At 51.3% G+C, this 19808-nt stretch carries 12 protein-coding genes and 1 pseudogene; 4 read left to right on the top strand and 9 right to left on the bottom strand.

What is annotated here, in order from left to right; translation table 11 throughout:
- Positions 1 to 238 precede the first annotated feature (238 nt).
- Both QVC96_RS09490 and QVC96_RS09485 read right to left on the bottom strand, forming a co-directional pair.
- Complete coding sequence (locus tag QVC96_RS09490) at positions 239 to 775, bottom strand: IS630 family transposase (RefSeq protein ID WP_287688834.1); 537 nt, start codon at positions 773 to 775, stop codon at positions 239 to 241.
- The gene (locus QVC96_RS09485) at positions 747 to 1235 is read right to left on the bottom strand and encodes a helix-turn-helix domain-containing protein (protein ID WP_238027283.1); all 489 of its coding nucleotides are present in this window, start codon (positions 1233 to 1235) and stop codon (positions 747 to 749) included. The genes QVC96_RS09490 and QVC96_RS09485 overlap by 29 nt, the downstream gene beginning before the upstream one ends.
- 174 nt (positions 1236 to 1409) lie before the next feature.
- On the opposite strand from QVC96_RS09485, the gene QVC96_RS09480 reads away from it, so the two are divergent.
- Positions 1410 to 2468 (top strand): AAA family ATPase, encoded by a 1059-nt coding sequence (locus QVC96_RS09480; RefSeq protein ID WP_287689066.1) that lies wholly within the window; start codon positions 1410 to 1412, stop codon positions 2466 to 2468.
- 600 nt (positions 2469 to 3068) lie between these two features.
- On the opposite strand, the gene QVC96_RS09475 is transcribed toward QVC96_RS09480, so the two are convergent.
- Entirely contained in the window at positions 3069 to 4853 is a 1785-nt protein-coding gene (locus QVC96_RS09475) for a HEAT repeat domain-containing protein (RefSeq protein ID WP_287689065.1), read from the bottom strand.
- Between the two features lie 101 nt (positions 4854 to 4954).
- On the opposite strand from QVC96_RS09475, the gene QVC96_RS09470 reads away from it, so the two are divergent.
- Both QVC96_RS09470 and QVC96_RS09465 read left to right on the top strand, forming a co-directional pair.
- Positions 4955 to 6877, top strand: coding sequence for a hydantoinase/oxoprolinase family protein (locus QVC96_RS09470; RefSeq protein WP_287690473.1), 1923 nt, complete (start codon positions 4955 to 4957; stop codon positions 6875 to 6877).
- Entirely contained in the window at positions 6874 to 8424 is a 1551-nt protein-coding gene (locus tag QVC96_RS09465; protein WP_287689064.1) for a hydantoinase B/oxoprolinase family protein, read from the top strand. The genes QVC96_RS09470 and QVC96_RS09465 overlap by 4 nt, the downstream gene beginning before the upstream one ends.
- 397 nt (positions 8425 to 8821) lie before the next feature.
- Here QVC96_RS09465 and QVC96_RS09460 read toward each other — a convergent pair whose 3' ends face one another.
- The 4 genes and pseudogenes from QVC96_RS09460 to QVC96_RS09440 form a co-directional block, all read right to left on the bottom strand.
- On the bottom strand, positions 8822 to 9604 hold the full coding sequence (locus QVC96_RS09460; protein WP_287689063.1) for a hypothetical protein: 783 nt from the start codon (positions 9602 to 9604) through the stop codon (positions 8822 to 8824).
- A gap of 358 nt (positions 9605 to 9962) precedes the next feature.
- A pseudogene (locus QVC96_RS09455) lies at positions 9963 to 11023 on the bottom strand (transposase).
- Positions 11024 to 11224: 201 nt separating this feature from the next.
- Positions 11225 to 14089: a hypothetical protein gene (locus QVC96_RS09445; protein ID WP_287689060.1), complete on the bottom strand. Its 2865-nt coding sequence runs from the start codon at positions 14087 to 14089 to the stop codon at positions 11225 to 11227.
- A 635-nt stretch (positions 14090 to 14724) separates the two neighbouring features.
- On the bottom strand, positions 14725 to 15792 hold the full coding sequence (locus tag QVC96_RS09440; protein WP_287689059.1) for a transposase: 1068 nt from the start codon (positions 15790 to 15792) through the stop codon (positions 14725 to 14727).
- A gap of 647 nt (positions 15793 to 16439) precedes the next feature.
- Here QVC96_RS09440 and QVC96_RS09435 point away from each other — a divergent pair.
- Positions 16440 to 17552, top strand: a complete 1113-nt coding sequence (locus QVC96_RS09435) for a hypothetical protein (RefSeq protein ID WP_287689058.1) — start codon at positions 16440 to 16442, stop codon at positions 17550 to 17552.
- A 268-nt stretch (positions 17553 to 17820) separates the two neighbouring features.
- Here QVC96_RS09435 and QVC96_RS09430 read toward each other — a convergent pair whose 3' ends face one another.
- Together QVC96_RS09430 and QVC96_RS09425 are read right to left on the bottom strand one after the other, a co-directional pair.
- Entirely contained in the window at positions 17821 to 18600 is a 780-nt protein-coding gene (locus QVC96_RS09430) for a hypothetical protein (protein ID WP_287689057.1), read from the bottom strand.
- Between the two features lies 1 nt (position 18601).
- A complete protein-coding gene (locus tag QVC96_RS09425; protein WP_287690472.1) occupies positions 18602 to 19216 on the bottom strand; it encodes an IS6 family transposase in 615 nt (204 codons plus the stop codon).
- Between the last annotated feature and the right edge of the window lie 592 nt (positions 19217 to 19808).

The following is a 19808-nucleotide window of genomic DNA, read 5'->3' as shown; positions in this document are numbered from 1 at the left end:
GTCCTCATCATGGCTCATCTACGACGAAGCAGACCTAGATCTTTGACCATTCAAATGGTTTCAAAGTGAGGGTAAAAAGTTTGGGGAGAGGCCTATGTACCCTTCTGTGTTTGACCCCGTCATGGGTTAACTCCTTAAGCTTTGCATCCCCTTCACAGACTGCCTCGCTTCGTGACAAGCCGGCGGGTTAAATTTCCTTGTTGAAAACGGAAAATCCGTTAGTACTTTGTGGAAGTTTTTATCCATTGTTTTCTACCTCTATTTCATCTAAATCCAGATATTGGACCACATCAAGATTAAACTGATCGTGATGTTCCTCGAAGAACCTCCTCACCTCCTCCCTTGCCTCCTCCACGTTGTTGAAGAACCTGTTCGCAAGGTGGAACTTCAGGTCCTTGAAGATCCTCTCCACAGGGTTTAGCTCTGGCGAGTACTTTGGGGTGAAAACGGGTCTCACTCCCCTTCTCCTGAACAGGTCCAGGATAGCCCCCGTCTTGTGGGAGGAGTGGTTGTCAAGGACGAGGTACTTGGTCTCCCTGCCCCACTTCCTCTCCATCCTGTAAACGAAGCTCTTCATGTTCTTGCTGGAGAGGGAGTTGTAGAGGGTGTACAGCACCTTCCTTGAAATGGCGTCAAGGGCGAGGAAGACGTAGAAGTGCTGGAAGCCCAGGTTCACCCTGATCCTGGGCCTGGAACCCCTCCTGGCGAGGCACCTCCTCACCGTGGTGCCCACCACCACCCTTGTCTCATCGAAGAACGCTATCCTGCGTCCCATCAGTTCCTTCACTTTTTTTAAAATCGCGGTGCTTCTCCACCTCGGCCCTGGCGTTCACCGGCCTGGGCGTCACGAAACCGTACCCCAGCTGGTGCACTACCCTGTAAAGGTGATACCTATTGTAAACTATCCCCCTCTTCCTCAGCTCAGCGTTCAGCGCCCTCATGGTCCACCCCTCCAGGTTGTATCCCAGCTCCCTGGGACTTGTCTCCAGCACCTTCTTCACCTCCTCGCTGGAGTACTTCCTGGGCCTACCCGACCTTGGCCTATCCCTCAACGCTCCGACCCCTCCCCTCTTGTACTTCGCGACCCACTTCTTCACCGTTGAGTACGAAACCCCGAGGACCTCGGCCACCCTGTACTCCCTGAACCCGTCCACGAGGTACATCTTCACCCCCAGTATTCTCTGCCTTATCCTAGCATTCTTTTCCTCCCTGTAAGCCTTCTCTAATTCCTCCACATTCTATATTAGTAATACCAAGATAAAAACTTTACCTAAGTACTAGTGCAGTCTAGAGTTTCACCTTAAGGCAGATACGTGGATCTTCACCATACTGCACTTCTTAGATAATGTCCTGGAGGGAATCTAAGACTATAAAGCTTAAAACTAACAGGGTGTTAGTATACTAACAGGGTGTTAGTTATCTACTTCGAGCCCACAGCCAAGGAGACCAGGGAGGACCTGTATGACAGGGAAAGGGAGCTGAGAGAACTTCACGCGCTTGTGGGCAGGCCCATAATCCTGCTCACCGGAGTGAGGAGGATTGGCAAGACCTCAGTACTCAAGGTGTTTCTCAACGAGGTGGATCTGCCTCATGCCCTGGTGGACGCCAGGATGTCGCTCTCCTCATACAAGAACCTCTACGTGCTTTTTTCCGAGGTTCTCTCCCAGATAAACAGAAGGAGTCCGCTCCGACCACTGCTGGAGCATATCTCGGGAGTGTCGTTTTTCGGGGTAAACGTGTCCCTATCCTGGGACGTCAGGAGCAGGCCATCCCTGGCCCAGATCATGGACAGGATGAACGAGTCCGGTAAGGTGGTGATTGCGCTGGATGAGGCGCAGAACCTGAGGGGAAAGGTTGGGAATGAAATGCTATCCCTCCTGGCTCACTGTTACGACTACTGCAGGAATACCACCTTCATCCTCACGGGATCGGAAATAGGCCTCCTGCGCGACTTCCTGAGGCTCGAGGACCCATCCTCTCCCCTGTACGGAAGGCATGTGGAGGAGATCAGGCTGGAGAGATTTGATCACGGTGCGTCGAGGGAATTCCTGGAGAGGGGATTCAGTCAGGTGAACCTCACCCCGTCACAGGAGGTCCTAGATTACGCGGTGGAGAGCCTGGATGGGGTCGTGGGGTGGTTAACGGAGTTCGGGTATAGGTGCGTAAGGGCTAAGGAGGCGAGGAATGAGTTTGTGGATGAGGTGATCGATGTGGCAGGCAAGACTGTGCTTCATGAGCTTGGTCACCTCTCCCGGAACTACGTCCTGGTTCTGGAGGCCATAGCCCTGGGGCATGACAGGTGGAGCGAGATCAAAAGATATCTGGAGGAGAAGGAGAAGAGGATTGTGTATGATGCCGAGATAAAAAGGTTCCTGGAGAGACTGGAGAAAATGAGCTACGTGACCAGAAGGGAGAGGGGGAGGTATGAGTTAACGGATCCGGTGGTGAGGAGGGCCCTTGGAGGCTGAGGACCGTGTCGTGGTGAAATTTCCACAGTAGTGCTGTGATGACTTTGCACAAGGTCATCGTGACCTCAAAATTGTACCAACAAGAAAACTCTACATGAAGGCAGTGTTCCTTCATGGGATGCTAGGTCAGTGAAGAATCATTGGTGGGTCTAATTCGGTTTGTTGTGTACTTCATGTTATAAGCTCCTTAAATACACAACGATGTGAGGTAGCTCCCTGGGTTCAACCTCATCATCCTAGCGTGTGGAGTGTCTGCTAAGTGACGTATTCCTTTCTCTTCTAATTTGACATCTCCCAGAAACCTAGAGGTCTCTGATTACAGTAACTTCACACACTACCCTCACCCTCATGAATGGGCCTCCTAGCCAATCCGCTATGCATCTCTCTCATCCGTGGATGTTAAGTCCAACGCACCTCGTTGATGGCACCCCATGGGGAAGGACGGTTGGGAAGATCCTCCTCAAGCTCCACTTCTTTTCTATCCCATGGCGCCCACGTTTATGATTGCACGATGGATTTAGCATCATCAAGATTGCCCATGAGTTCATCCCCTCCAGTTCCCGGGGCTATTCACCCCCTTCCATTACGAGGTGAGCTCCACTACGTCTTCCCTCTAGCAATTTTCATGAGAACCAGCATAATCTCCATCCTGTTCTCCTCCCAGAACCTCAAAAGGTAACTCAGGCTCTCCTCCAGTCTAAACTCAAACAGCTCCTGAAACTGATTCCACAGGGCGATCTCCAGCTCCGGATCTGCGGTCTCCTTGGCTATCAGCATAAGGTCCTCTCCTGTGAGAAGACCCATCTTTCCTAGAAAGATGATATCCTCCTTACTGGCCCTCTTCACAAGTTCCTCTGGTTTCAGTCCCTTAACCTTGACGGGCGATAACAAGCCCTCCCTCAGCAACATCACAACCACCTCAGGCAACTCATCTAGGTGTCTTATCACCACCTCCACATATCCCGGAAAGTCCCTGGGATTGATCTCATTATCCTTCCTAGCTATTGCCCTCCAGGCTATGATCTTCGCCTCCTCGTCATCCCCCGAAAAGATCTCCCTTAAGTACGGGATGAAATTGGTTCTCTCCCTAGCATCAAGATATCTAGCTGAGTGGAACCAGGCCATGGCTCTCAATCTCAGGTTAGGATGCGCCAGAAACTTCCTCACTAGTCCCTGAAAACTCGAATCCCTCATTTCGTTTCTGATCTTAAACGGCTTTTCCCTACCTAGCTCTCTCCATATCCTCTCATCCCCCTCGGCTAGGATCTCCTCCATCCCCTCAACTCCCAACTCCGAGAATATCTCCCTGAACGCCTCGTTGAGCATCTCAGGATAACGCCTCACCATGTCCACGCGATCGCTCGGTTCAAGTACCTGGACATTAAACAGATCTATGGCGTCAATCCAATCTAGAGTTCCCGACCTTATCACCTCCATCAATGCGTTAACATGTGGCATCATCTCCTCGGTTTTGAGTACCTGATCTCCCACTACCCATGCCCTTATCCTTATCTCCAGGTCAGGGTCCTCCAGTAACTCCTCCAGTCCAATGTCCGTCTCCTCCCTCGTTACCAGGTCCATCATAACCAGGGTCGAGAAAGCCGTCCAGGCCTTTATCCTGATCCAGTGATCCGGGTGAGAGAGCAATTCCCTCAGCTTGCCCACCCACCTCATCCCCAGTTCCAGGTAGCTCTCATCCTTCGCCAGGGAATACCACGCGTTCGCTCTCACCATGGGATCATCGCTTCCCAGGAGATCCAGGAAATCCTTTCTGGCAGGTCCCCTGAGAAGATCCGCGTAGATCAGGAACGTCCTCTCATTGTCTGACCTGAGGAGTTCAATAAACCCTCTCCTGTATCTTGAGCCCTCAGTGACTTTCATCACATTTATTTTATCAAGGCGAAGTAAACCTTCCCAGGCATTCAATCTCAGGCTCATATCGCTGGAGACGAGCAATTCCAGGAAGCGCCTCCTGTAGGGTTCCAGGTCTCGCTGCGTGATTACGCCGGGCGTCACATGGATCCAGGCATAATACCTCACCCATTCATTCCTGTGACCGTAAAAGGGTAAAATCTCCTGTTTAGTGAGGATTCTGTTCTTCAGGAGTTCGTTAACCTTGAACCACAGATTTGCCCCCATGTCCAGCGACTCCAGGAACCCGGTCTTTCTCATCCTTATCTCCTCATCTGTTGCAACACTCAGGAAAATCTTCCACGCGTATTCCCTTACAACGGGTTCCTCTGATTCAAGGAGATTTACCCTATCTGGAGATATGAGAAAATCGTATAACTCCTCCGCGTAATCCATCCATTCATGCTCGTAATATAGATCCCCTGACCTGAGGAGATCCAGAAACCTCTCGTTAAGGACATTTTTCAGGTCCATGCGTAATGTTTAACAGCAAAGTTTTGAGCATTTCGGATCCAGGTCAAGAATTTGCGGTCTGGATCAACAAGAAACTTAACCCTGCCCACCACACTTTACACATGGAATGCAGGGTTGCCATAGACGTTGGCGGAACCTTCACGGACTTCGTGACCCTCAGGGATGGGGAGATAGTCACGGTGAAGACTCTAACGAATCCCACCAGACCGGCCCAGGTGATAAGGGACGTCCTCTCCTCCATGGAGTGCGCTCCCTCAGAGGTGGTTCACGCCACGACCCTTGCAACCAATGCCCTGCTGGGACAGGAGAAACTGGACCTCCCCAGGACGGCACTGCTCACCACGAAGGGTTTCAGGGACGTGGTGGAGATAGGGAGGCAGAACAGGCCAAGGCTCTACGACCTCTATTTCCAGAAGCCTAGGCAACTGGTCCCCAGGGAGCTGAGGATTGAGGTGGACGAGAGGGTTGACGCCCAGGGTAACGTGTTGAGGGAGGTTAGGGAGGAGGAAATTGAGGCCATCTCCGAGATGCTGAGGAAGGAAGGGGTGAAGTCAGTGGCCGTGAGTTACCTTCACTCCTATCTCAACCCGGATAACGAGGAGAGGACGGGAAGGGTGCTCTCCAGGCACTTCAGATATGTCTCCCTCTCCTCCCGGGTGTCCCCGGAGCCCAGGGAGTATGAGAGGACGTCAACCACCCTCGTGAACGCTGTGCTCATGCCACTTATCTCATCCTACCTGGAGGAGCTCAGGTTCATCCCCAACCTCTACATAATGTCCAGCTCAGGAGGACTCGTGGACGTGGAGGAGGCGACGTCCAGACCTGTCCAGCTTGTGGAGTCCGGTCCCGCGTCGGGTGTGGTGGCCTCAGCCTCCCTCTTCCCAGGGCAGGTGATCAGCTTCGATATGGGCGGAACCACGGCCAAGGCAGGGGTGGTACTTGATGGAAGGTTTGAGATAACCACGGAGTACGAGGTTGGGGGAGAGGTCCACTATGGAAGGGTGGTGAAGGGTAGCGGTTACCCCATCAGGTTCCCCTTCGTGGATCTGGCAGAGGTTTCCGCAGGGGGAGGGACTGTGATATGGAGGGATGAGGCGGGGGCGCTCAGGGTAGGACCTGTGAGCGCGGGGGCGGATCCAGGTCCCATGTGTTACGGCAGGGGAGGGGAGAAGCCCACGATTACGGACGCCAACCTGGTCCTGGGGAGGGTTGGAGAGTTCCTGGCGGGAGGGCTGAAACTGAACAGGGAACTGGCCATGAGGGGTCTCTCATTCCTCGGAGATCCCCACGAGGTGAGCAAGGAGGCCCTGGAACTGGTCAACCTGGAGATGGCCAGGGCAATTCGCCTGGTCACCGTGGAGAGGGGCCTCGATCCCTCCGGTTTCACCCTGGTGGCCTTCGGTGGGGCTGGGCCACAGCACGCGCTGTACCTCGCCGAGGAGCTGGGGATAAGGACGGTGAAGGTACCCCCTTACCCTGGACTATTCAGTGCCATGGGCCTCCTACTGGCGGACTGGCGCTTCGAGGCAAGGAAATCCTACCCTCAAGACCTGGAGGCTGAGTTCGCCCAGCTGGAGAGGAGCCTCGCGGAGAGGCTCAGGGGAAAGGTTGACCTCTTCCTCAGGTATGCAGACGTGAGGTATCAGGGTCAGGGATGGGAGCTAACAGTGCCCGTTAGCGACGTGGGGGATGTGAGGAGAGTCTTCGAAGAGGCTCATAAATCCATCTACGGTTTCGTCATGGGGGACAGGGACATAGAGGTGGTGACCATAAGGGTATTCGCCATCAGGCGGAGGCCAGTGCAGATCAGGGTCAGCTTTGGCGAGGTGGACAGACCACGGGAAAGGAGGAGAGTCCTGCTAGACGACGACTGGGTGAACGTGGACGTTTACGTGAGGGAGAGGTTGCCCAGGGGCTTCAGGGTCAGGGGACCGGCGATCGTGGAGGAGTTCAGCTCCACCACCCTGGTGAAGGATGGGTGGGAGGCCGTGGTGGAGGACTCAATTACGATGGTGAGACCATGAGCTGGGAGATTATTCACAGGGCCATGGAGTTCGTGGCGGAGGAAATGGGGGTCATGCTCAAGAGATCGGCCATTTCACCCAACATAAGGGAGAGGATGGACCACAGCTGTGCCATCGCTGACGAGGAGGGGAGAATAGTGGCACAGGCGGAGCACATCCCCGTACACCTGGGCTCCTTCAGCGTGGGCGTGAAGAACCTCCTCAGGCAGGTGGAGCTGGAGGAAGGGGACATGGTGGTGGTGAATGATCCCTACATCTCTGGAACCCATCTCAATGACGTCATGGTGATGGCCCCAATCTTTCAGGGAAGACTACTGGGTTACGTTGTGAACAAGGCCCACCACGTGGACGTGGGAGGTCCATATCCAGGTAGTCTCAATCCCCACGCTATCACGCTTTACGAGGAGGGTGTGGTCATTCCTCCCGTGAAGGTAGTCAGGAGGGGAGAAGTGAACGGGGATGTGTTCAGGTTCGTCAGGGAGAACTTCAAGGTTCCGGACGCGTCTCTGGGAGACCTCAATGCCCAGATCTCAGCGAACCTGGTGGGGATCTCCAAGGTCAGACAGATAGTAGAGAGATACGGCGTGGAGAGGGTGAGGGAGGCGTGGGAGAGGACCATGGATTACGGAAGGAGGCTAGCCCTCTCAGAGATCCTTAAGTGGGGTGAGGGGTCTGGAGAGGACCAGGACTTTCTGGAGCTGGATGAGCTCAGGAGGATCAGGGTCAGGGTCGAGGTGAGGGAAGGGGTAAGGGCTGACTTCTCCGGCACGGATCCCCAGGTTGATGCTCCCTTCAACGCCGTGTACGGGGTAACCTTCTCGGCAGTGAGCTTCGTGGTGAGAGCCCTTCTGGGAAAGGACATACCCACCAACGATGGGTTCTACAGCCTGATCAGGGTGGACGCACCTGAGGGTAGCCTCGTGAATCCGGTGAAGCCCATGGCCGTGGGAGGAGGAAACGTGGAGACCTCGCAGAGGATTGCGGACGCAACGTTCAAGGCTTTCTCCCACCTGATGCCCGTTCCGGCAGCCGGATCTGGTACCATGATGAACGTAATGATGGGAGGGCTGAGGGGGAGGTACTGGGCCTACTACGAGACCGTGGGAGGCGGGACGGGAGCCAGACCGGATGGGGACGGTGTTTCGGCAGTTCAGGTGAACATGACCAACACCCTGAACACGCCCATTGAGGTGGCGGAAAGGCAATACCCCCTCCTCTTCACAGGGTACAGGGTGAGGGAGGGAAGCGGAGGGAGCGGAAGATTCAGAGGAGGGGACGGGATAGTGAGGAGCTTCAAGGTGCTGGAGAGGACAAGGCTCTCCGTGATGGCTGAGAGGTTCAGGATTGGTCCGTGGGGACTGAAGGGTGGAGGAGACGGAAAGCCCGGGAGGGTGACCATTATCAGGGCCACAGGGAGGAAGGAGGAAATGCCAGGAAAATTCTCCACAGTCCTAGAGAGAGGGGACGAGGTTGTGATAGAGACACCTGGTGGTGGAGGATACGGTCGGGTCGAGACAGGGGAAGGGAATGCCTCCCGTCAGGTTTGATCAGACCTGGTGGAGAGCAGGTGGATTTTCGGGAGAGTTGCTGATCAAGCCAGCTTGACTTGAGGAGGTGGTGTGGAGATTTTCCCGTCCCGATGATATCCCACTTCGATGAGACGGGGTTGATGGACTACCCCAGGCATCTGTGATCAAGGCTCTGTCCACCCTCAGATACTCCACACACTGGATGTACCTGAAAGAATTTCAAGGAAATTACGTTCTTATTGAAGTGGTTTGAGTGAAAGAGAGTTTTACTTCACGGAGCACGATCCCGAACGATTCCCTAAAGCTAGCTCTTCGCCCGGACGATCCGAAACTAAAGACTTCTAAACTTAATTCTTTAGAACGTTGAGGTTACCTTCTCCCAGCTAACTTCTTAGGTTAAGAGCCCTTCGCCTGGTCACTTCTTCTCCTCGGCCAATTTCTTCAACGCCTCAAGGACGCTCTCATCCCCTAATCTCTCACCAAGCTCCCAAACCGTCCTAATCATCTCTATCCTCTTTTCAACGCTCTTCTTATACCTGCGAAAGGCCTTCCACTGCAGAGGGCCCATAACTCTTCTCCCATTCTCGCACCTCAGGTACATTGAGTCAATGAAGCTCGTCACCGGGGAAACGTATGGATTCACCCTGGCGATCACGTCTATGAGGAACATTGTGAGGAGCCCCATGTCCCAGTTCTTGTCCTTGGAGTACCCGAGGAGGTTGAGCAGGGTTAAACCACCGGTGTCCCTCCCTATTCCTATCATTTCATACCCCGGGTCATAATGCCTCGGCTCGTAAAGTCCCGTCGAGTCAAAGGAGTAGAGCCTGGGCTCGCAACCTGACAGGGTACCAAGAAGGATTGACACATCTGGCTGGATCCCGTTCTGTCGCAGGTATTGAAACCTGGTCATTAAAGTGTCCTGGATCTCGTCCACTAACCTATCGAGCTCCTCACCCTCCGGTGCCACCTTCATGTTCTGGTAATAACCGGTGAAGTGCCTCGTGATGATCTGAAACGATTGCTTCACGATTGAGGCGTTCCCAGCTCCTGCTACTACAGCCAGGTCCACCTCCTGTTTATCCATGACGAAGATTGGAAGGATCTTCCTCTCCTCCTCAAAGACTGCCCCGCTTGTGGCCCTGCTATCCGATGCGAAGATGACCCCCTGACCCGCAACCATAGAAATTACAAAGGTCATTTACAGGATGAACAAGAGGGAAGTTTTAAACTTTCGTGGCCTGTGCAAGGGGTCTGCTCCACACTGCTGTAAAGGGGACTATAAGAAACCGTGTTTAAGCTTTCGTGGCCGTCACTTGGAAGAGTTGAACAAGGGAGGGTGATAGGAGTGGTACCTGATTGCACGGAACGTGGCTTCCACCTCTCGTTGTTTCAATGGATCGCCACGATCATGTAGGTCACCGGGTAAAGGGACTGGAAGTAACCTCCTAGGTAGTACTTTGTGTCAGTCGTTACCCAATGCCCCTTGAATTGTACTTGTGAAAGAGTAGTTAGTGGCGTAACTGTAATCAAAGACCTCCAGTAGCACTTTTCGGAACTTACCTTAGACTGAACAGTTTCTTGACATCACCAACCTCGAGGTAAAGAGTTTTAAGCAGGCGGGAGAGCCGTACGACTCCCAGGCTCTCCCCAAGGACGTATCTCAGGGAGAGGAGGAAGTTCAACGTGATCGAGATGAGCTTGACGTAACCAAGGTTCTTACTCCACGTCCTGAACGAACCATTCTCCAGGCCCAGAGCCTTCAGTTCCCTTATCACCACCTCCACGTCCCACCTGTTCTCCCATGCCGTGAGTATCTCCTCAGGGGACATGGAGGGATCGGTGGAGAAGAGGTATCTCCTGCCGTAACCCTTATAGTCCAGTACAACTAACTTCACGGGGACTCCCAGGTACGTGACGTGGTGTTCTCCCTCGGGGAGGAGTCCAACGGGCACGGACCTGTCACCCTCGACGACCCGTGCGCTGGACTTGAGGGAGGACACCACGTCTGAGAGGAGGGTCCTCCTGTTCACGTACCAGGAGTCGAAGGTTATGACCTGGACGTTGAGCTCCCTCCTCAACCTGTCCAGGACCTGGAGGGTCATGTCCACCTTCGTGGAGAAGTTCAGGTCCTGTCCCACGGCCTTGGCAAGCTCTGCCACCTTCCTGGCCACGTACGCGTCTATGTGGACCAGGTACACCTCGCCCGTGACCAGGTCCCTCACGGTGACCACGAGGAGCTGGATGGCGGGTATGAAGGCCCCCTTCACCCTGGAGTAGAACATGGCCAGGTTCCTGGACACGGGCATGGCCCTGGCGTAGGCCTTCTCGTCGAAGGTGTCGTCCACCGCCACCTGCACTGGATGATCTCCAACCAGGAGCTTCACAGGTGGGAGCAGGTCAACGTCAGCCAGCTCGTCAAGCTTACCCCGCTCTCGTAGTCGAAACCCACGGCCTCAGCCCTACCCGCCAGACTTCCCCTCTCCGCGATCACGGCAAGAAGCAGCTTCCTCACAACGTCAGCCCTGAACTTCCTTAGCGCATCCCTCAGCGCGTTCAGGTAATCCCTCCTCCACCTTAGCGCCTCCTTCAGTTTCCTCAGCCACTTTCCCCTTCTCATTATTCAAAACCCGTATTACCCAGGTAAAAAACTTTTCAAGGGCCGAGGTACTGACGTCAAGTTCAGGGAAATGCTACAAGAACTTATCAGCACGAGGTGAGTTCCGAAAAGCGCTGTTCGCACATGACCAATCCCATGTCCCGCTTTGAAGTAGCTCACCCGTTTAACGGGAAATAACCTGGGTAAACCACCGTAGACGCCTCAATGTACCAGGAGAATGAGGGACGCGAGATACCTCGTCCTATCATTGAGGTTTTGATGAACCACCCTGCTAGCGAAAATGCCCACGTTCTCGTCAGCCTTCCTCGCTACAGGGGTGGGATCCTCACCGTTCATCATCCTGACCGAAATTGCCACCTCCGACATGATAGGATCGTGCAGGAGAGCATCCTCCGCGGTAACCTTGACTGTCTCCCTTATCTCCTCAAGTTTCTCAGCGTTACCCGCAAGGGCCTCTGCCACATCCATGAGAATGAGGTTCCTCAGTATGGTGACCTTCCCCTTCCTAGCGGGTTTGCCCAGGGCAAGGGAGGCGATGTACCCTGCAGTGGCGAGGATTTCGTCATCCCGGTTAGAGATTTCCAGGATGTCCTCCACAACGTTCCTGTATTCATACTTGTTTCCCATGAGAAGCACCCTGGCCAGCTTGAACTGATAACAGCCCAGGAGCTTCCCACTTTCCGCCTCTTTCCTGTTCCTGAACACGTGATTGCAGAACCCGGAGCTCAGGCTCAGAATATCCCTCAGGGTATCCCTCAGATCCCTCCCGTATGAGTCCCTGAACAGAATGAAGGCCATCAAATACTTTAAATCATCCAGCACCAGTTCCATTTCCTGCACCACACTGTCAGGGTGAAGCGAAAACACCCTGCTAATCATGTTTAGGCTCTCCCTGTCCACCCTCTTGATGGAGGATTTCAATAGGTTAACCCTTCTCTGAAACTCGTTCACAGCATCCATAAAATCCTGCGCGTAACTAAAGTCCTTAAGGACTCTCAATGCAAACTTCTCCAGGCCGAATGCCATGCCCAGACATCCCATCAGGATTCCCAGGGGAGATTTATCATCCTTTCCCAGGTCCGCCAGCAGGGTGTAACTCCTGGCCCTGGGTGAGATCTGCGCCAGCTCATTCAGGTGATCCACGCTGTTCTTTATCATCGACATGTAGGAATAAAGAAGCACCAGGTAGTCATCCCTCGTTTCCATGATTCTCCTGAACATTATGTCCTTGAGCGGGTTGAATATCCCCTTTGCACCCCTGAAAACCAGGAAAGTGGCGTACTCGAAGGCCTTCCTCAGGCAGGGCAGTTGGGTGGAGTGAACCAGCGTGCCCACCAGTGCCTCCAGCGTGCCCACGGGATCCTCAACTATCTTCTCGAGTTCCTTGACGTCCTCATCATCTTTCCACTCGAAGAGGTCAGGGACCAGTTCACAGTTCTCAGGGTAGAGATCAACCAGCTGGGGAATTGCCCTGGAGAGAAGGAGCCCCGAAACCCTGGGCAAACGGGAGGGTGACCCGAGGTAGTCCGCAAGCTCACTGGGGAAATCCACATATCTGAGTAACCCCCTGAACTCCTCCAGTCCTCTCAGGCTGAAGAGGACATATGCGGTCATGAACTGTCTTGCCAGCCCTTCCCTTCTCACCTTCTCCACAAACTCCTTCAGGTAGTCGTCAAAGGGATCCCTGTACTTGACGCTACCCTCACTCGTAGGTAATATCCTGGCAGATGTAAAGTACTGAACCACCTCCTGGTCCTGGTTCTCCACACCGTTAACCTTCAGAATCATCTCGGCGAACCTCGGGGGGAGGGGACCTCCGTACTTTCCGGCCATGGCCACCAGTGGCTGATACTTTCTCGCGAGGTTCTCGTCTCCCCGGAAAACCACATTGAAAAGCAGGCCACTCCAGTCATACTTGAGAACGTTATTGAGCCTTTCTGGCGTGATCAGCACGTCATAGTTAAAATACGTGACTCCATCTCCCATTACCCTTTGCATGACGTGCCTGAGTTCGTGGGTGAGAACGTAGATCTTCCTGGCGTTGAGTTGGGCCCTATCCCAGAGCTCCCTGAGGGAATGGAAAGAGGTATCGTGATAATCCACCAGGATCAGGGGAATCTTGCCTTGAGCTCTTACCTCCTCCACCCTCTCCGGCTCGGTGAGGACGAAGGAGCTTTCCCTCGTGGTGATATACCTGACCACATGACCTGCAAACTCCGTCTTACCTATTCCAAGCATACCGTGAATGACCAGATGCCCGTGAACAAGCTGTGTTGCGTTCCGCTCCACTTTATCCAGAAGGCTGGAGGGAAAGTTCAGATCAAGTAGATTGAGGGACGGCCTCCTGGATTCCACGTTGATGTATTCCCTGATGATTTCCCTAGCTCTGCCGGGAAGGAGACCCAGATACGCATCTAGAAGGTAGTAGATTAGCTCCTTCCAGTTATCGCTCAACCTATCCCATACCCATCTCATTTCCCCGGGAGAAAACACTGAACCCACTATTTCCGTAACACCAGCCTCGCCCTTTGCCCTTGGGGGATTGGCGTACAGTTGCTTCAGGCGTTGTACCGCCGGAAGTATCTCGTCCAGTTTACCTTCTTTTAGAAGGGAAATTCCCTCCTTCACGAGGGGAGGAATGAAGGTCCCGTGTCGCTTAGTGGTGAGATACGAGTACTCTATTACCTTAAGTAGGGATTCTTCGTTGAGCGACTTCATTCCCTCGATCTTCATGGCGTCCCATGAGTAGTTGGTGAGCATGTTCCCGTAGAGCAGATTGTCCAGTGAGGGCTCTCCCAGCTTAGCCTTTCCCAGAAGGAGGGCGATGATGTAACTCCTTCCCTCCACCACAACTTTTCCCCTCTTCCTCCTCTGGGCCACCTCCTCCCTCACTCTCCTGATTTCCTCCACGGAGCTGAACTCCCTGGGTAGTTCCAGCAGTTCCTTATCTCCCTTCACTTCCCTGAGCAGTGTGGTCTTCCCCACAAGAGGTAGGCCGGAGACAGTGGCCACGCTTAACTCCCGGATCTCCTCGGCCACCTGCTTCCTGTCCACTTCATTTACCATGGGAACATGAATGATGAGGGGATTAAAAATGTTGAATGAAAGATCCGCGACTCTGAGAATTTCGATTAAGTGATTTTTCTTTTTATTTATGGGACTCTTCCTAGAGAATAATGGGAAGAAACTACTCGTTAGCAGTTTTGAAAATTTTTGTCAAGGGCACTCTCGGAGGGTGTGTGAAAACTTACACAAACCACTGGTGTAATTACTCTAAATTTTTACGTAGTGAGATACTCTTTAAGGAAGTTTGTGCTGAAATGAAAATATTTCATTGATGAGCAATTCCATAGTCCTTAAAAGTAAAATATAAGCGTGAGCTGTTGGGACAGAAATGAAGAACTTTTAGATAAAATGGGTTTTTAAGGTGTTTTAGAATTACACTACACCAGTTAAAGTTAATGGTTTGACAGGAGTCCAGCGGTCTTTTCCCACTCGAAAAAGAACTAACGTGTCACTCAACGTGGACTCACGGGTCGTGTTGTTTAGTCCAATTCCAGAAGGTTATGGAGATTGAAGTACCACTTCACACCTTTTACCCCTCCCAAGTGCCAGTTCTTCTTTCTGGAGATGGTCTGAGCCATGGCCTAAAACTGCAATGTTTTAGAAGTCTTTATAGTAGGAATAGCACTTTTCGGAACTTACCTTAGACTGAACAGTTTCTTGACATCACCAACCTCGAGGTAAAGAGTTTTAAGCAGGCGGGAGAGCCTCACGACTCCCAGGCTCTCCCCAAGGACATACCTCAGGGAGAGGAGGAAGTTCAACGCCAGTGAGATGAGCTTGACGTAACCCATGTTCCTCCTCCACGTTTTGAAGGAACCATTCTCCAGGCCCAGGGCCTTCAACTCCCTTATCACCACCTCCACGTCCCACCTGTTCTCCCACGCCGTGAGTATCTCCTCAGGGGACATGGAGAGGTCGGTGGAGAAGAGGTATCTTCTGCCGTAACCCTTATAGTCCTCCAGTACAACTATCTTCACGGGGACTCCCAGGTACGTGACGTGGTGTTCTCCCTCGGGGAGGAGTCCAACGGGCACGGACCTGTCACCCTCGACGACCCGTGCGCTGGACTTGAGGGAGGACACCACGTCGGAGAGGAGAGTCCTCCCGTTCACGTACCAGGAGTCGAAGGTTATGACCTGGACGTTGAGCTCCCTCCTCAACCTGTCAAGGACCTGGAGGGTCATGTCCACCTTGGTGGAGAAGTTCAGGTCCTGTCCCACGGCCCTGGCCAGCTCTGCCACCTTCCTGGCCACGTACGCGTCAATATGGACCAGGTACACCTCGCCCGTGACCAGGTCCCTCACCGTGACCACCAGGAGCTGGATGGCGGGTATGAAGGCCCCCTTCACCCTGGAGTAGAACATGGCCAGGTTCCTGGACACGGGCATGGCCCTGGCGTAGGCCTTCTCGTCGAAGGTATCGTCCACCGCCACCTGCACTGGATGATCTCCAACCAGGAGCTTCACAGGTGGGAGCAGGTCAACGTCAGCCAGCTCGTCAAGCTTGCCCAGCACGCTCTCGTAGTCGAAACCCACGGCCTCAGCCCTACCCGCCAGACTTCCCCTCTCCGCGATCACAGCCAGAAGCAGCTTCCTCACAACGTCAGCCCTGAACTTCCTTAGCGCATCCCTCAGCGCGTTCAGGTAATCCCTCCTCCACCTTAGCGCCTCCTTCAGTTTCCTCAGCCACTTTCCCCTTCTCATTATTCAAAACCCGTATTACCCAGGTAAAAAACTTTTCAAGGGCCGAGGCACTGACGTCAAGTTCAGGGAAATGCTATAGGAACAATGGACCAGCTTGGTTTGTCGTGTATTTCACGTTAAAGACTAGCGTGTGGAGTATTTGAATGAATCCCGTCAGGATAAGGCTTAGCTAAGCCATGGTGTCACGATGGATAAGCCTTAGTTTTCAGAAAATCCAAACTTGTTGAAGGCTCCCTATACAAAACAGTATGAGATAGGCCCCAAAAATAATATCCTTACATAAATCTCTTTTACCTCACGATCAAGAGGGCTTTGCTCAATTGATCTTATTTGCTATTCTAAGTTTTATGGAAAGGTAGAAACCAGAGCACGACCCGTAATGGAAGCCTGAATCGCCCCGGATTATTCCACACGAGATTTTATAGGAGAAAACAGACATAATTCTGACCCACTTGAAACAGATTTCATTTAGAAATATCTGCTCAAGGAAAAGGAAAGATTTAACCATAGTGGTAATACTGACGATGATCTTTCTATCCTCAACGTTTATAACGGCTACGGGTAATGGAGTTAACCCGTCCAGGAGTGATCCCGGTAATTTGAACCCCAGTTTTTATAGTATTCTTAAAATTAATGGATGGAACAGCGTGAACTCGCTGGCTGAAAATGGTAACATGGTTGTTCTGGTGGGCGGGGGAAATAACTACAATAATGCTAGGTTAGGGATATTGAACCTATCAAACGACACTTTTTATGATCTTTCTTCCATGTTACCCACGTATTACGGACCGCTGAACTCAGTAACCTACGGTGGCAATGTGTTTGTTGTTGGTGGGAGTGGAACCAGCAGTAACCCAACCAGCAATTTTGGAATCCTGTATAGCAATCTGACCTTCAGGGACATGTCATCAGAAATTTTGCAAAGCGGGAATTTTGGGTGGATGAACACAATCGCTTCAAACGGGAGTACCTTTCTTTTGGCAGGAGCAAGTTCCCTATTCACACCTCTTGACTTCTATTATCCCAGCAATAACCAGTTTACCAACCTCGGATCCAACATAGGCTACTATTTCGCCACCAACTCTGCGCTTTGGGATAACTACACCAAAACGTATTTTATAGCGGGAGCGGGAGCTGGAAGTTTTCCCAATACAAATGCAAAGTTCGGTAGCATAACCAACGGTGGGCAGTTCGTTGATTACAGTTATGCGGTGAACAGTCTGAATGTGATCTGGAGAATAGGATATGCCGGGCCTTACATAATCATTTGTGGACAAACGTCTTCGGGAAATTACATTTATCTATTTAATACGAGGACAAATACATCAATTAATATTACCAAAGAGTTTCCTCCACAGTTGTCAGTCGGGTCATTTTACGGTCACGGACAAGAAATTTTGATAAGTGGGGAATTACCCGGCAACATACCGTTTCTCGCTGAGTACTACCCCGGTAATCAGACCCTTATTCCCTTTAATCAAACATTGCTTGATAATTTTACCAGAGTCAATGACGCGATAATTAACAACATGGGGGAAGTTATAGCGGCAGGTACGGATAACAACGTTGGAGTTCTGGAGATTTTTTCGACAAATTCGTCCCATCCAGTTACACCCATCAGTTCGGTCTCCTCTGGTACGGGGACGGCCATAATACCAAGTGTACAAGGGGCAGTGGGCTCAAACTATGTCCTGCTGGAGTTAGCCAATTTAGTGGTCATGATAATGTATTTAATCATTGCAGTTGTGAGGAGAAGGTAGGGAGTGTGAAAAACAAATAGTCCGACTCACTTTTAGTAGAAGGTCAGATACTTTGAATAGAGAGACGTGATTCCTGACTCCCTAAACTAGAGTATTGCTCTGACTCTTCGAAAACCTGAAAAATAAGAGAGTGTCACAACGCATGAAATTCGACTTTACTGATAAGCACAAAATTAACAGTTGTATCGAGTTCGTGCCTTGCGACAATATTAGCTGATTTCGCATCAATACCTAGGAGATAGTATTGACAGTGTTACTGAAATAAAATTTAAACTTCCCTCACCAGATAGTAGATGTCCCCATCCTTCTCCACTATATCCTCAATGAATACGATTTTCCCATTCATAATCGCAATGTCATACTTTTTGAACTTAGGACGGGATGGTCCTTTAGGTTGTCTTCGTGTTGTTACAGAGAATTCTTCATTTCGTACTGAGGCAGAGAATTCTTGTTTTCTCTGGAAATCCTCTGTTATATCCAGATGATTCATCCGCTGATAGTCCTCTTTTTTAGATGAACGAAGATTGTTCAGTTCTCTTTCAAGTAATTTTATTTTAAGAATCTGGAAAAGATAACCAAATATAGGAATTCCTGGCCGTACTATGGCGAGTAAAGATATGAACCCTAGAACCTCCAGTAGCGCGTCTACAATATATGAAAGAAGTCCTTTATTCAAGGAAATAATAAGTGATATTATTGCAATAAAAGCAACAAAAGCTGAAATTAGTAATTTAAACTTATTTTCTAACTCACCTTTAGAGATAACAAGTTTAATAATGACAACTACTAAAATAATTAAAGATATTCTACCAATTATTAAAAGAACTGTTAAAACAGTCCCAACAAAATTGCCCAAGCTCAGGGCTATAATGTTTACAATACTAAGGTTCATAAATAAAGACATTGATAAGTGATCAAAAGTGGAGCCCAGTTGAGAGAGACCGTGACTCAGGAGGTGGAAAAGATTAATCTCGCTAATGTTCATCATAATGTCCTCATGTTGGCATGTTTTAAGTTTTGTTTTAAGGAATTCGAGTGTGTCCAACAATTTATCTCACCTGCCACAATTGCAACAGGTTGTAGACGGTGAAGTAAGTGGAGAACCACTTCCTCAGGCTCCACTTGCTGGAGTTCCACGGGAAGTGGAAGTCCATCCCTGACAACCTGTGCTTCACCGTCCTGAAGACCTGTTCAACCCTGTTCCTCACCCCGAAGGTGATGTGCTCGTGTTCTACCCCTGCCATGGAGAGGAAGTTGTACGCGGGTAGGCCGTCGTGGACGTACCTGGCCTTAAGCACCTCGCCCCTCACCCTCAGCTCAACCTCCCTCACTCCCCCTACCAGGATTAGCACGTCCAGACCTGACCTGGCCTCGGTGACCATGAAGAAGGGTATAACGCCCGTGTTGAGGTCCCTCACGACCCACAGGTAGTACACCACGCCCTTAACCAGGATTACCTTGGTCTCGTCCACGGCGTACTCCCCTGACACAGGCACGTCAACTCTCGCGCTGGACAGCCTTCTCCAGTAGTAGTGAACCGTGCTCCTGGGCAACCTGAACCTCCTGAGCGAGTGGCCCAGGTAGTAACCAGCAAGGGCCCTCGCCACCTCCTCCAGGGAGTGGAACCTGGGCTCAAGGTTATTAACCCTTAGAAGGTAACACATTATCTGGGTCAGGACGGGGAGAGACGCGATCTTCACGCTCTCACCCAAACTCAACCCGTCCTGGCCCAACTTAAATTTTGTCTATTATAGCAATATTGTTGGACACACTCAGGAATTCAATGCTAAGTCACGAAGCCATAAGATGAGTTTATGCAAGTCTGAAGAGAGAGTATCCGGAACGCACAAAATTCAACTTATTTTGATAGAAAAGTATAGATAAATAAGTCGAATTAAGTAGTCACCTTAATTCCATCGAAGGCTCCAGTGACTTTACGTTATTCCTGGTACCTTAAACTAAAGCTTTACCCTAATTTAGCGAAAATCTAGAAACTCAATGGCTTCTCGTTGAATTTTTCTCAGTCCGGACAGTCTCACGCAGATCAAAGATGGTGAGGTACTCCGTAGGTCTCATTCTGTGGAAAAGGGGGCTTGTCCAAGAATTTGTACCTCAATAATAACACTACCGACGGCTTTACTTAATTAATCCTTACATTGGATAATAAGAAGTGAAGGAACTGGAATTCAATTCACAATGGAGACGTGAATGCACCCAGAGGATGGAACAAGAAGGTTTATATACAACAATTTATGA

The sequence above is a fragment of the Metallosphaera javensis (ex Sakai et al. 2022) genome, assembly GCA_021654415.1.
Lineage (GTDB): Archaea > Thermoproteota > Thermoprotei_A > Sulfolobales > Sulfolobaceae > Metallosphaera > Metallosphaera javensis.
This window is presented reverse-complemented; position numbering and strand designations above follow the sequence as displayed.